General features: G+C 60.3%; 11 protein-coding genes. 6 read left to right on the top strand and 5 right to left on the bottom strand.

Annotated features, from left to right (window positions below; genetic code table 11):
* Positions 1-10: 10 nt before the first annotated feature.
* The 3 genes from BXY39_RS02300 to BXY39_RS02290 all read left to right on the top strand — a co-directional run bounded on the left by BXY39_RS02300 (position 11) and on the right by BXY39_RS02290 (position 2918).
* Positions 11-619, top strand: a complete 609-nt coding sequence (locus BXY39_RS02300) for a 2-hydroxychromene-2-carboxylate isomerase (protein WP_121937211.1) — start codon at positions 11-13, stop codon at positions 617-619.
* A gap of 515 nt (positions 620-1134) precedes the next feature.
* Positions 1135-1344, top strand: coding sequence for a hypothetical protein (locus BXY39_RS02295; RefSeq protein ID WP_147453440.1), 210 nt, complete (start codon positions 1135-1137; stop codon positions 1342-1344).
* Between the two features lie 11 nt (positions 1345-1355).
* Positions 1356-2918, top strand: coding sequence for an FAD-binding protein (locus BXY39_RS02290; protein ID WP_170163563.1), 1563 nt, complete (start codon positions 1356-1358; stop codon positions 2916-2918).
* Positions 2919-2969: 51 nt separating this feature from the next.
* Here BXY39_RS02290 and BXY39_RS02285 read toward each other — a convergent pair whose 3' ends face one another.
* Positions 2970-3380: a TonB-dependent receptor domain-containing protein gene (locus BXY39_RS02285; RefSeq protein WP_281269993.1), complete on the bottom strand. Its 411-nt coding sequence runs from the start codon at positions 3378-3380 to the stop codon at positions 2970-2972.
* 156 nt (positions 3381-3536) lie between these two features.
* On the opposite strand from BXY39_RS02285, the gene BXY39_RS02280 reads away from it, so the two are divergent.
* The 3 genes from BXY39_RS02280 to arsB all read left to right on the top strand — a co-directional run bounded on the left by BXY39_RS02280 (position 3537) and on the right by arsB (position 6095).
* Positions 3537-4418 (top strand): AraC family transcriptional regulator, encoded by an 882-nt coding sequence (locus BXY39_RS02280; RefSeq protein WP_121937207.1) that lies wholly within the window; start codon positions 3537-3539, stop codon positions 4416-4418.
* A 180-nt stretch (positions 4419-4598) separates the two neighbouring features.
* Positions 4599-4955 (top strand): ArsR/SmtB family transcription factor, encoded by a 357-nt coding sequence (locus tag BXY39_RS02275; RefSeq protein WP_211332038.1) that lies wholly within the window; start codon positions 4599-4601, stop codon positions 4953-4955.
* Between the two features lie 6 nt (positions 4956-4961).
* Positions 4962-6095 (top strand): ACR3 family arsenite efflux transporter, encoded by a 1134-nt coding sequence (gene arsB, locus BXY39_RS02270; protein WP_121937205.1) that lies wholly within the window; start codon positions 4962-4964, stop codon positions 6093-6095.
* Between the two features lie 104 nt (positions 6096-6199).
* Here arsB and BXY39_RS02265 read toward each other — a convergent pair whose 3' ends face one another.
* The 4 genes from BXY39_RS02265 to BXY39_RS02250 form a co-directional block, all read right to left on the bottom strand.
* Positions 6200-6586, bottom strand: coding sequence for a hypothetical protein (locus BXY39_RS02265; RefSeq protein ID WP_121937204.1), 387 nt, complete (start codon positions 6584-6586; stop codon positions 6200-6202).
* A gap of 114 nt (positions 6587-6700) precedes the next feature.
* Positions 6701-7015 carry an ArsR/SmtB family transcription factor gene (locus tag BXY39_RS02260; RefSeq protein ID WP_121937203.1) on the bottom strand — a complete coding sequence of 105 codons (315 nt, stop codon included), beginning with the start codon at positions 7013-7015 and terminating at the stop codon, positions 6701-6703.
* A gap of 167 nt (positions 7016-7182) precedes the next feature.
* Entirely contained in the window at positions 7183-10476 is a 3294-nt protein-coding gene (locus tag BXY39_RS02255) for a VPS10 domain-containing protein (RefSeq protein ID WP_121937202.1), read from the bottom strand.
* Between the two features lie 258 nt (positions 10477-10734).
* Positions 10735-13368 carry a hypothetical protein gene (locus BXY39_RS02250; protein WP_147453439.1) on the bottom strand — a complete coding sequence of 878 codons (2634 nt, stop codon included), beginning with the start codon at positions 13366-13368 and terminating at the stop codon, positions 10735-10737.
* Between the last annotated feature and the right edge of the window lie 186 nt (positions 13369-13554).

Genomic DNA, 13554 nt, shown 5'->3' with positions numbered 1-13554 from the left:
AGAGACCGCCATGACCGTGACCGTGGACTTTATTTTCGATTTTGCCAGTCCCAATGCCTATCTGGTGCACCGGGTTCTGCCGGGCATCGCGGAGCGTACCGGGGCGACGCTGCGGTATATTCCGTGCCTTCTGGGCGGTATTTTCAAGGCCACGGGCAATCAGGCGCCCATGATGGCCTTTGCCGGGATCAAGGGGAAGCTGGACTATGACGGCCTGGAAATGCGACGCTTCATCAAGAAACACGGTCTAGACACCTTCAAATTCAATCCGCATTTTCCGGTCAACACATTGCTGCTGATGCGCGGTGCCATCGCCGCCGATGCCGACGGCCGGCTGATGGACTATGTCGAGGCCGGCGTGCATCACATGTGGGAAGAACCGAAAAAAATGGACGATCCGGCGGTCTATGCAGAGGCCATGACGGCGTCCGGTTTTGACGGCCAAAACCTGCTGGAGCGGACCCAGGACCCTGCCGTCAAGGCAAAACTGGCCGAGAATACCGAACAGGCGGTGGCCCGCGGCGTGTTCGGCATTCCCACCTTTTTCGTCGGTGATGATATGTTCTTCGGCAAGGAACGCCTGGGCCAGCTGGAAGAACGGGTCGCCGAAGAGGTCTGATCCACACAGCGCGGAATGACGGAACCGTTTTGTGACGCTGTGCCGGTTGCCGCAGCGTCACTTTTTTTACCGCCTTGTCATAATATTGTATCGCCTGACACCATCCGTACAGCGTGATCACATCCAGTGCCAATGGGGCATGACCATAGGCTATCTGTCTACGGTCTGATTCATGCGTGTGGTGATGTTTCCAAAATCTTCGACAGACCCCGACAGTCCATGGTCGGAAGAATAGAAGCCGGCAGGGCTTTGCCACCCTGTCCCGTATTCGATGTATGCGTGCCTGTTTGCTCGGAACATCTACCTTGCAGCATGGAAAATGCTTGCACAAAAAACACGTATTGATTTAATTTAATAAATTTTTCGCGCTATGAGTTTTTTATTTTCCCGAATGGGAGGGCGGTATGAATGTGTGTTTCAGGTGGCTAACCTTCGCATCTGCCATGGTTGTGGCAGGCTGCGCCAATTACGTGATCTCTGTGCCGGAGCCTGGGCCCGGCGGTCATGACTTTGAAATGACAGCCGTGGTGTTGGGGTGGGGGGCAGTCGAGGATCCTCAGGTTGCCGAAGCCTGTGACCGTGGGTTTGGCATGGACAGGGTCAGGGCACGCACCAATCTGGGATATGATCTGATTTCCGTAATTACCCTGGGCTTTGTGCGTCCACTGGATCTGAGCTATCGCTGTTATACAGGCGAAAGTCCAGTCGGTAGTACACGCGACTAAGGATGGTAAAAATGCCTGTCGATCATGCTCTTGTTCGTGCCTTGCCTGATACTGTCAGGTCGCGGGATCTGGATGATTGGGTCAACTGGCCCCGCAATATCCGCCAGCCCATTGATGCCTATTTCGACATTGCAAACGAATCCCGCGCGCCATCCTTGTCCGGGTACCGCAAAACCGCGCGGGCCATTCAGACCCTTTTAAGGCTCGCGGTGAACAGAGGGCGCGCGGTCCGTCCTTTCGGCGGCGGCTGGTCCTTTTCCGATATTGCCGTGGTGCCTGATTGGATGGTCGATACCAGTTACCTAAACTGGATATTCCATGTGAAACCGGAAGACCGTACCGATATGTACGCCACCGACGGGCAGGAGCTGTTTCTGGTCCAGTGCGGGACAAAAATATCCCAGGTAAACCGTGTAATCGAACGGAAATTCCGACGGTCTTTCAATACCACGGGCGCCAGTAACGGGCAAAGCATCGTCGGGGCCTGTGCCACCGGTACACATGGCTCGGCGTTGGGACAGGGTGGTATCCAGAATCATGTGGTCGGTATTCACGTCATTACCGGCCCGCACAATTCCGTCTGGCTGGAACGTGCCAGTGACCCGGCCACAGTGGATGATTTTGCCGCGCGACTGGGGGCGGATCTGGTGCGCGATGATGCGGTTTTCAACGCGGTGCTGGTTAGCCTGGGCGGTATGGGCTTTATTGCCAGCATGATGATCAAAACGGTGCCTATTTTTATGCTGGAACGTCATCGTGACTGGCTGCCCTTTGATGACGCTTTCAAGACCGTTCTGGATACACTGGACTTCACCGGCGTTGATCTGCCGGGCCAGACCATGGGGCAGCAGCCCTATTTTTTCCTCCCCGTCATCAATCCCTTTGACACCGATGAGGTGTCGGTGGCTGTTCAGTACCGCCGGGATTTCGACCCGGCACACCCGATCAATTACCGGCTCGATCTGAGGAGAGGTCCGGGTTATGAACTTTTGGGTGCGATCGGTGGCCTGACGAATGCAGTACCCAGGACGACCCCTAAACTCGTTACAGCCCTGACCAGGAAACAATTGAGACCACAACCTGAATCAGGCAAATCGCCAAAGACAGGCACGTGGGGTGAAATGTTCGATTTCACCACGCCGCGCACCAATTCCCTGGGGGCCGGAATTGGCGTTGCCCTTGGGCAGGTTTATCGCACGTTGGAGCTTCTGATCGATGAACAACGCAGTGGAACGCCGGCACCAGTGGTTTTCGCCTGCCGCTATGTCTGGCCGACAGGGGCGACACTCGAATTCACCCGGTTTGACCCTACCTGTGTGATCGATATTGACGGTGTTGCAACACGCTACACAGATGCCTTTCTGACCCGTGCCTGGGCCCGTTTGGACAGGGAGGGTATCGACTATACCCAGCATTGGGGAAAGATCGGCAATTATGATCCTGTCACGGTGCGCCGTCAGTATGGCGATGCACGCGTCGATGCATGGCGAGTGACGCGTGCGGCCTTGCTGGATACGTCCGAGAAGAAAGCTCTGTTTGCCAGTACTTTTCTGGAGCGGGCAGGCCTTGCTTGAAGCCGTGTCAGGTGCGGCTTTTTAGAAGCCCGCCGTCAGTGTCAGGGAAAATTATCGGCCGAAGGCGCCGAAACGGCGGTTTGACAGCAGGCCGAAACGGGACTGGCTAACGGCGTCGATATAGTCGTTGTTCAGCAGATTGGTCACTTGCAGATCGACCTGTCCACACGGCAGGTCATAGCCAAGACCGGCATCCACCGTTGTGTAGTCGTCGATTTCAAAGACGTCGACGCCTGCGTTGAGAGACCGGTCACGGCTGCCGATATGCAGCACCTGGAAGTTGGCGTCCCATTCCGGCGTGATCTGATAGCCACCGAGGATGGAGACTTTGAGCGGCAGAATGGCCAGATTGGAAAGAGGGTCGAAATCACCGTCATCATCGGCATCGTTGTCGCCGTCATTCCATGAAACCGCTCCGCTGAGGGTCAGGCTGTCCGTGACGGTCCAGTCAGCGGCATATATGGGATGGCGCAGTCAGCCAAACCGGGGCTGCTGGTGGGCGTATCAGGACCCTGCGGCGGGCGTCTATCCCTGTCATGAAAGTCCGCAAGTCTGATCAGGCTTATGGCGGTAGCATACCAGCATCACCAAGCAGCGAGGACCGGACAAGGATCGGACATGAACACGCGGGAAAGCTACAGCACACGGATCGGCCGGGTGGCGGCCTATATCTGGGACAATCTGGACAAGCCGTTGGACCTGGAAAAACTGGCGGATGTCGCCTGCTTTTCACCCTATCATTTTCACCGTATCTACCGCATGGAAATGGGCGAAACGGCGGCGCAAACGATACGCCGGTTGCGCCTGCACAGGGCGGCGGTGGGGCTGTCGGAGGGCAGCGCGCCCCTGGAACGGATTGCAAAGGGCGCGGGCTATGGATCGGTGGAGGCCTTTTCCCGTGCCTTTGCCTCGGCCTATGGGCAACCGCCTGCCGCCTACAGGGCACGCCGGCAGGACCCGGATGGGGCATCCCCCTCGTTTGAGCCGCCCGGCGACGGCGGGCAGCCGGACGGTCAGGCCTACAGCGTAACCGTGACACGGACACCGGCCCTGCGTCTGGCAGGCTTTTCTCACAAAGGGGATTATCAGACCATCGGCACCACATTCGACCGCCTATATGCCTGGGCCGGACCGCGTGATCTGGTGGACGGGGAGACGCGCCATATCGCCGTCTATTACGGGGATGAAACCGGCCTGCCTGAAAAGGATCTGCGCTCCTTTGCCGGGATAACCGTGACGGCGGACTTCGCGCCCGCCGCCTGCCGGGAAGGACCGGCGGCGGATACCGTTGACATTCCGGCCGGGCCGGTTGCCGTGCTACGCCACACCGGTCCCTATTCCGACCTGGAGCGTGCTTACCGGTATCTGTACGGCACATGGCTGGCCGGCAGCGGGCATGATCCGGCGGATCTGCCCTGTTTTGAAGACTATCTGAACGATCCGCGCACCTGTCCGCCGACGGAATTGCTGACGGACATCTATCTGCCGCTTGCACCCTGAGCCTGGAACCGGCGGCTATCCGGGTCCGCCGGATACCCCCGGTTGCTTATGCCATTGCGTCCCCCTGTCCGGTGCAGATTGAGAAAGCATCGGGCAGGGGGCTTGCGTGCCCCGGTGATGCCTGTTATTCGTATTTCGCCGTTTAACGAAATACTTTTTTGCAGGCATGGGGGTAATAGGGTGACACGGACACAGACGGTCACTGGGGATAGCGGCGCGGGCACACCCGTACCCGACCCGCAAGAGGATGACAAACTGGCCCGTCTGGCCAAGGCACTGGGCCATCCGGCGCGTATCCGGATCATCCGCACACTGCTCAGGCGCCGGACATGCATCGGCTGTGACATTGTCGAGGAAATCGGTCTGGCGGCATCCACCACGTCCGAACATCTGCGGATCCTGAAAGAGGCCGGCCTGATCATCGGCGAGATTGCGCGGCCGCGCGTCTGTTATTCGCTGGATCCGACAGCGGCGAAACCGCTGATGGATTTCCTGCGCGGAATTGAGGCCGGCAATCCGCCGCGCCTGCCGGAGTAAGCGCCCATGTCCACCTTTGAACGCTATCTCACTGTCTGGGTCGCGTTTTGCATCATCGCCGGTATCGCACTGGGACATTTCTTTCCGGCTGCCTTCCAGGCCGTGGGCGCGGCCGAGATTGCCAGTGTCAATCTGCCGGTTGCCGTGTTGATCTGGCTGATGATTATTCCGATGCTGGTCAAGATCGATTTCGCCGCCCTGGCACAGGTGAAAGAACACTGGCGCGGTATCGGGGTGACCCTCTTCGTCAACTGGGCGGTCAAGCCCTTTTCCATGGCGCTTCTTGGCTGGCTGTTCATCGGCTGGCTGTTCCGGCCCCTGTTGCCGGCGGATCAGGTGGACAGCTACATTGCCGGCCTGATCATCCTGGCCGCCGCGCCCTGCACGGCCATGGTGTTCGTCTGGAGCAATCTGACCAAAGGCGAGCCCCATTTCACCCTCAGCCAGGTGGCGCTGAACGATGTGATCATGGTGGTGGCATTTGCGCCCATCGTCGGTCTGCTTCTGGGCCTGTCGGCCATTATCGTGCCTTGGGATACGCTGGTCCTGTCCGTGGGACTGTATATCGTCGTCCCCGTGCTGATCGCGCAGGCGGTCCGCCGGTACCTGCTGTCCGGTGTGCAAGGGCAGGCAGCGCTGGACAGGCTTCTGAAACGGCTGCAGCCGCTGTCGCTGGCCGCGCTGCTGGTAACGCTGGTGCTGCTGTTCGCCTTTCAGGGGGAACAGATCCTGGCCCAACCGATGATTATCGTCCTGTTGGCGGTGCCGATCCTGATCCAGGTCTATTTCAATTCGGGGCTTGCCTATCTTTTGAACCGCTCGGCGGGAGAAGCGCACTGTGTGGCCGGCCCGTCGGCGCTGATCGGTGCCAGTAATTTCTTTGAGCTGGCGGTGGCGGCCGCCATCAGCCTGTTCGGGTTCAATTCCGGCGCTGCACTGGCCACGGTCGTCGGCGTCCTGATCGAGGTGCCGGTCATGCTGTCGGTTGTGTGGATCGTCAACGCGACAAAGGACTGGTATGAGGCGGCCGGCGCCGTTCATCGCCGTATGGAGAGCGCCTCGGCGATCCCTTCACCCGATCCCATTCCCGCACGTCCGTCGGCCGAGGGGCAGGCCGGGCCGATACGGCCCGGTGGCTGACAGGCCGGGGCTTGCGGGCCCCATCCGCCGTCTCGGGGCTGAACGGCGGATGGGGAATGGGGGCGCCTGACCCGTGGCAGGTGTGTCCGGGTATGACGATGTTTTCAGAAACCGAATGTCTGTTCGTCGCCTGCGGTAAAGATACGCATGCACGGGGCTGTGATTTTGAACGGACATGCGATGGCGCCCGTGCCTGTGAAGGTGACCTTCAGCTGTGTTCCGGCGGGAACATTCAGTGTGCAGCGACCGCTGGTGATGTCCCTGATTTCCAGCACCTTGATCGACTGGTTGCCACGGCCTCTGCGGGCAATCTCCCTCTCCTTGCCGCTGTCTTTCAGGAAGTTGCAGTTGGCTGACCAGTTTCTGGCGCCGGAAAAGCGGATATTGACATGGCCGCTGTCAGTTCCCGTGGCCGGTATGGCATAGCCAAAAGTGCAGGCCACGGCACAGATAGCGCCCAGGCGCTGCAGGGTGTGAAGGGTGTTCAACATGAAACGTTCTCCCGATTTCCCATAGGGCTGCATTTTAACAATAATTCCAGATATATGGAAATATAAAGTGCAAGCCACGGTTCGGAAAAAGGACTTTCTGCTGGTATGCGTGGACTAGCTGACGGAAATCGAGCAGATTTCGGGATGGCCGCTGCAACAGTCCACCACCAGATATTCGATGAAATCCTTGGTCCGGTCGATACGGACCGAATAGATCAGGCTGCGTCCCATACGGGTCGCGGTGATCAGGCCGGCATTCGACAGAATGTTCAGGTGTGCCGACAGGGTGTTTTGCGGAACGCCGAGCTGTTCGGCAATGACGCCTGCGGGCAGGCCGGCACTGCCTTTTTCCATCAACAGGCGGAAAACGCGGAAACGGGTGTTTTGCGCAAGGGCGTTCAGCATATCAACGGCGCGGTCGTCATTCATCGCGGGCTGTCCGGCTGGTATTGGCATCTGGTGTTCGTATCGATCCTGACCAACAGATACGCCCGATGGACGCTGAATGCAAAATGGAAAGCGCCCTTGTGGTGCTTGGTGAGGGCCCACCCGCCGTACCGGAAGGGGCAGCGGGTGGGCCTTTGGGCTGGTCGGTTCTAGCGGGCCGGTGGGATCGGACTGCCGGGCACCCAGGGGGCGCCTGCGTCGATCAGGGCGGCTTCAAACGCCGGGATGGTCTCACCCGTCAGTCGGTTCAGTCGGGTGCGCAGGTCAGCGAATGCGGCCTGTGCGTGACCGAAGTTTTCCCGGTGGCTGGGGGTGGGACCGTATGTGGACAGGGCCGTTCCCACCATGACCTGGCTCAGCCTGCTGCTGACCGTGGCCGGCTCCAGTTCACCGATTTCAGCCATGGCCCGGTTGCCGGTGAGCGCCGTGCCGATATCGTCAATTTCGGTGCGGATGGCTTGCCAGCGGTCGTCCAGCTCGGCTGGCGCCGTGCGTGAGCGGGCAAGGGCGGTTTTCAGCTGATCCGCCTTGACGTTCAGATGACGCAGGGTGACGCGGGCAGCGCTGATGCTGCGATCCAGCTTGTCAAGTTCTTCCCAGAAGGCGACGACGTCCGCAGGCTCGGCACCTTTCAGAGCCCCTTGGCGCAGGCGTGTGACTTCAAAACTGACGGGCGCGGCCAATTCGGTCGTGACACCACGCACCCGACTGCTGAGCGTCGCGGTATAGCGGCCCGGTGCCGCGTGGAAACCTTCCGGTTCCTCTCTGCGGCCATTGCCGACGGGTACCGTCGGAGGGTAACGCAGGTCCCAGGCGATGCGGTGGAACCCTTTTGTTACCGCCCCCGGCACGCGCCGCACGACGGTTCCGTCGGCATTGCGCACGGTCAGCCAGACTTCCGGTTTGGTTTCGCGCCGTTCGGCTTCAACCGCGTCAAAGCCGGGGAAGGGAACGTCTTCGCCGGCGTCAATGGCCGGTTTTTCCGCTTCCTGACGCTGTTCCGCCAGTGTTTTCAGGCTGTCCGCCAGATAATAGGTGAAGACGGCGCCGAAGGGCGGGTTGGGGGCACGGTAATGGGCATGGCCCTGATAGGCGCCCGGTTCAAAGCCAAGTCCGTGCTGCTCCATATACCACCAGGTCTTGCGGCTGGGCGGGAACAGCAGGGCATTGTCCTTCAGGCTGTCGGCCGTGACACCCCGCAAGGGGGCATAGTCGTCCAGAATGAAGAAACCCCGCCCGAAACTGGCGGCGACCAGATCGTTTTCGCGGCGCTGGATTGCCAGGTCGCGGAAGGAAATGGTCGGCACATCGCCGTTCAGTTCGATCCAGTTGCCGCCGCCATCGGGGGTGAAGAACAGGCCGAATTCGGTGCCGGCGAACATCAGGTTCGGGTTCACATGGTCCTGTACCACGCGCCAGACCAGATGCTTGTCCGGAAGGGAACCGGCAATCGATGTCCAGCGCCGGCCCCTGTCCGTGCTTTTCAGAAGATAGGGTTTGTAGTCGCCGTATTTGTGGTTGTCCAACGCGATATAGACCGTATCGGCGTCGAACAGGTCCGCCTTGATATCGTTGACAAAGGCTGTGTCCGGTACGCCCGGCAGGCGTCCGGCCTCAATCCGGCGCCATGTCTGGCCGCCGTCCGTTGTCACCTGGATCAGTCCGTCATCGGTGCCGACATACAGGATGTTTTCATCCATCGGCGATTCCGCGATGGAGGTGATGGTGTTGTAATTGGACATGGCGCTGACGTCCCACGGGGCGTCCCATGACCATTGCCGGTCCATCAGCGGCAGGCTGATGCGCTGCTGGTTGCGCGTCAGATCGCCTGAGACCGCCGTCCAGGTGTCGCCGCGATCGTCGGACCGCCACAGCCGCTGCGATCCGTGGTAGATGCGTGTCGGCTGGTGGGCGCTGACAAGGATGGGGGCATCCCAGTTGAAGCGTTCCGCCGGCTCGCCCGGGGCGGCCTGCGGCTGGATATGAATGATCTCGCCGGTGATGCGGTCGATGCGGGCCAGATTGCCCTGCTGCCACTGGGAATACATGATGTCCGGGTTGCCCGGTTCGGTCGCCGGCTGGTGGCCGTCGGCGAACAGGGTGATAAACCAGTCGGCATTGGTGATGCCGTTCAGGTCGTCCGTGCGGGACGGGCCGCCCTGGGTGGAATTGTCCTGCGTGCCGCCATAGACGTTATAGAAAGGGGCGGCATCGTCCACGGCCACCTTGTAGAACTGGGTGATGGGCAGATTGGCGACATAGCGCCAGCTTTTCTCCAGGTCGAAGCTTTCATACAGTCCGCCGTCCGAGCCCACCAGCAGATAGTCCGGATCGTCCGGGCGGAAGGCGACGGCGTGGTCGTCGCCGTGTTTGCGGTCATTGTTCAGCGGCCGCATGGTCCTGCCGCCGTCGTCCGATACTTCCGTGGTGTTGCTGACCATGTAGAGACGGTCGAAGGCGTGCGGGCTGGCGATCAGTTCCTGATAATAATGCGGTCCCGTGCCGCCACCGACGGCATCGGACTGTTTTGCCCAGGATGCGCCGCGGTTGGTCGATTTCCAGATGCCGCCGGTACGGCGGTTCAGTTCGATCGCGGCATAAAGCACATCGGGTTTCATCGGCGATATGGCCAGACCGATTTTGCCCAGATTGCCGGTGGGCAGCCCACCTTCAAGCCGGGTCCAGGTCTCGCCGCCGTCTTCCGACATATGGATGCCGCTTTCCGGGCCGCCGCCCATATAGGCGGCAACGGTGCGGTGACGCTGCCAGGTGGCGGCATACAGCCGGTCCGGATTGCGCGGGTCGATGACCAGGTCGGTCACACCCGTCCACGCACCGGCGGACAGGACATTGCGCCATGTGTCACCCCCGTCCGTCGTCTTGAACAGGCCGCGCTGCCCACCCTTGGACCACAAGGGGCCCTGCACGGCCGCCCACAGCGTATCGGGGTCGTCCGGATGAATGATGATTTCGGAAATATGCCCGGATTGCTCCAGGCCCTTTTTCGTCCAGGTCTTGCCGCCGTCGCGGCTGTGATAAATGCCGTCGCCGAAACTGACATGCCGTCCGCCGACATTCTCCCCGGTGCCGACCCAGACACTGTTGGCATTGCCGGGTTCCAGCGCGATGGTGCCGATGGAATAGACCGACTGGCTGTCGAACAATGGTGTCCAGGTGGTGGCGGCGTTGGTGGTTTTCCACACTCCGCCGGAGCCCACGGCCACATACCATGTGGACGGATCGTCCGGTACGATTTCAATATCGGCTATGCGTCCGGACATGAAGGCCGGCCCGATATTCCGCAATTTCATCCCGTCGAAGGTGGCCGATGTCATCGGCCCGGCATCGCTGCCGGATGACCGGCCCGATTGTCCCCATGATGGCTGGAATGGTGCGGAGACAGCGATAGAAACAATCGCCGCGGCGAGCAGTGGCAAGCGCATGAAGAGTTCCCCCAATCTGGTGGCGGGGTCATTTACGGAACGTCTGTGAACCGTATCGGACCCGCCGATGGCCGTTCATACCCGTATCCACGGGAACGGCCGTATTGTCGAAAGTCATTTCCCTTAGCATCCGGAACCGGGTCTGTCACCGTGAAGCGGTGAAGCGTGCGTGCGGTACGTTGAAATGACGTACGGCGCCCCGGTGCTGCCGGAACGCCGTACGCTTGCGGATCGGTGAGCGCCGTCAGAGGGCCGCCGTCAGGGGGTCGGTCCTTCCTCCAGCAGGATCAGTTCCACCGGCCCGGTTGAGACGGGCACCAGCGGACTGGCGGTCTTGAAGCGGTCGCCATACTGAAAGCCGTAAACCCCGAAACCGAACGGTTTGAAAACCGCGTTGCCCCAGACATTGTAATTGGCCTGACCCGCCGCCGGCACGGGGTAGCCGCCAAGGCCGGCAAAGGCAACCGGGGTTGTCCACCACTGATAGCTCCACTGGTTGGCGGCACCGCCGTTCACATACGCGCTGCTGTTGATGAAACCGGAAGAAAACCCTGCCAGCAGATCGCGTGCAATGGCCGAGAAGACGTCGTTGGAGCCGTTTTGATCACTGACCGTCCCGCCGCCGCTTTGACAGACGGTCGATGTCACATTGTAGCTGACGACGGATTCCATAATAGCCTTGCTGAATGCATCCGGGCTGAGAGTGTCGGCGGTCATGGTGAACGAGACAGCCCCGTTCGGCGGTGTGCCGCCCTTTTTCGGCCCGTCGGGGTCTGCGAGCGCGGGTGACCAGGTATGGCCCTTGACGGTCAGGGTGTATTTGCCATGTCCCGTCTTCGTTTTGGGCGGCTGAAAGGTATAGGCCAGGCTGTCGGTTTGATAGTTCAATGGCTGATAGGCGCTGTCGGCGCAGGGCGGGTTGGCCGGGATGCTGGCGGCTGCCACGCCGTTATACTGATCCGCGATGACGATATGGGACCAGGGCGCGTTTTTGACCGCGTCCCCGAAGCCCGGATAATAGCCGATGGTGTCATCATACACCGGCGACAGGATGCGCGTGGACATGTCCGGCTTGATGGTCACTTTATCGCCGTTCGTTTTTGTGCATGTGGGGAGGGTGGCCGGGGTCACGCTGGCGGCGGCCAGCAGGTCCGATTTCAGGGTTTTCAGTTGCCCCTGAGTGGCTGTTCCCTGATTGTAAAAACCCATATAGCGCATCGCCACCGGGATGGCGTAGACATTGATATACGTCAGGTCATAGTCCCCGCCAACCTCGAACGGTTGCCATCGGATGTCGAAATTGGGGTCGTTGCAGTCTGTCGGATTGGGGCCGGCCTTGCCGGGAAAGGACATGGCGTCGTCCGACAGATAGACCGTACCGTTGATACCGGTGTCGCCGGCGCCTGGATCGTTGCGGATGAACAGACTGCCGTCCACGATATCGGCGAGGGGGATGGATGTCCAGCCTTTGACCGTTTTCTTTTCAAACCCGCTGCCGGCGCCGGGTTTGAAATAGGTCACCTGTGACCCCATGGCGCCGCCCGCCGGGAAAAAGGCGATATTGGGATGGGCCAGCGTGGTGTTTTCATTCAGAACCTGAAGCCAGGTGCCATGTTTCCAGCCGGTATCCGGGGACAAGGTGGTGTCGACATGCCCGCCACCGGCCCGCGCCAGTGTCAGCGTACCCGTCGTATCGGACAATGCGCCCGTGACGTCCAGTGTATCCACTGCTTTCAGCGTACCCTTACCCGTGCCGTCAATGGCATTGCCGCCCTTGTAGCGGGTCAGGGTGCCCTGGCCGACCTGCCATGCATCATTGTTCCAGATGGCTTCCAGCAGCCCTGTGTGCCAGATGGCGGCGCCGTCGGGATCGAAGCTGAGTGCGTTCAGAAAGGTTGAGGCCAGGGCCGTGCCGTGGGCGAAAGGAATCAGGCTGGCGAAATAGCTGACGCCCTGCTGATAGGCATCCGGTATGGCGGACATATAGCGCCCGTTGGCGAACGGACCCGGTGTCGTGCCATTGGTGGCGGATGTAACGCTGTCAGCCATCGGTACAGGTTGCAGCAAAACGATTTCCTTTGTGATCGTGGTGCCGCCGCTGTGGGGTGTCCAAGTGAGCCGTCCGCTTTCCGGTGTGTCGAAGGCAAGCCGGATATCCGCCACGACCGATTTCAGGCGGTAGGCTTTTTGGGAGGGACCTCCCTCAACGGCACCGCCGCCGGTGAATTCGGATGCCGTTCCGGTGAACAGGGGGGCGCCTGATGGTGCGTCGGGCAATGGCTGTGCCGTGATGCCGTACCAGACGGCGCGGCCGTCCGTGCCGCCCAGATAGGTCAGGGCGGCGCCGTCCATGGATATGGCGGCGCCCACATGGGTCGACAGTCCGAACAGCGGACCGGCGGACAGGACGTCTGCCTGTCCTTCATACCCCCACAGTCCGTTCAGTCCGTAGGTGCCGGTGTCGATGGTGCAGTCAGCCGTGTCGCCTGTTTTTGGTTTGTCCACCGTGATGGTAAACGGCCCCGAGACCGCATTCGTGCACAGACCGGACCCGCCGGTGACGAAATATTGTCCCAGCACACCCGGCAGTCCGGTACCGTTTGTATTGAACCCCGGTGTCATGGTGATCCGTGTGCCGGCCGTGACGCTGACACTGCAGGATGTGGGCGTGGGACCGGTCGTGGCGGGAAATGTACATGTCTGTCCGTCCGGCAGGCCCGCAATACTGTCAAGGCCCAGACCGTTTGACGACGTGATTTTCAGTGTGATCGTGTCTGTGGAATGTTTGTCCGTCTGGAGGGCCGCGACCGGCCCGGCGGCCATCGGCATGCCCAAGAACATGCCCAGAAGCATACCAGAGCCCAGACCGCCGCAAAGGCGATGGATTATCATAAAATATCCCCCTTCATTCTGATATGATGACTTTTCAGGTAGAAAAGCGCGCTCCTATTTACCATCTATACGTGTTGAATGCATATCATTAATTTTAATGTTGTGATCCCTTGACGCACCTTCCGTCCAAACTGTGGCCGTCCTGAAAGGAGAAGCCGGAAATCCGGCCTGTCTTGGCACCCGGTG

It is taken from the genome of Eilatimonas milleporae (assembly GCF_003688555.1).
Lineage (GTDB): Bacteria > Pseudomonadota > Alphaproteobacteria > Sphingomonadales > Kordiimonadaceae > Eilatimonas > Eilatimonas milleporae.
The sequence above is the reverse complement of the archived record's forward strand: the minus strand, read 5'-3'. Positions and strand labels throughout refer to the sequence as shown.

Excerpts from the sequence above, each read along its gene's own strand:
- BXY39_RS02300 (WP_121937211.1), top strand. The coding sequence starts at position 11 with ATGACCGTGACCGTGGACTTTATTTTCGATTTTGCCAGTCCCAATGCC.
- BXY39_RS02295 (WP_147453440.1), top strand. The coding sequence starts at position 1,135 with ATGACAGCCGTGGTGTTGGGGTGGGGGGCAGTCGAGGATCCTCAGGTT.
- BXY39_RS02290 (WP_170163563.1), top strand. The coding sequence starts at position 1,356 with ATGCCTGTCGATCATGCTCTTGTTCGTGCCTTGCCTGATACTGTCAGG.
- BXY39_RS02280 (WP_121937207.1), top strand. The coding sequence starts at position 3,537 with ATGAACACGCGGGAAAGCTACAGCACACGGATCGGCCGGGTGGCGGCC.
- arsB (WP_121937205.1), top strand. The coding sequence starts at position 4,962 with ATGTCCACCTTTGAACGCTATCTCACTGTCTGGGTCGCGTTTTGCATC.
- BXY39_RS02265 (WP_121937204.1), bottom strand. The coding sequence starts at position 6,586 with ATGTTGAACACCCTTCACACCCTGCAGCGCCTGGGCGCTATCTGTGCC.
- BXY39_RS02260 (WP_121937203.1), bottom strand. The coding sequence starts at position 7,015 with ATGAATGACGACCGCGCCGTTGATATGCTGAACGCCCTTGCGCAAAAC.
- BXY39_RS02255 (WP_121937202.1), bottom strand. The coding sequence starts at position 10,476 with ATGCGCTTGCCACTGCTCGCCGCGGCGATTGTTTCTATCGCTGTCTCC.
- BXY39_RS02250 (WP_147453439.1), bottom strand. The coding sequence starts at position 13,368 with ATGATAATCCATCGCCTTTGCGGCGGTCTGGGCTCTGGTATGCTTCTG.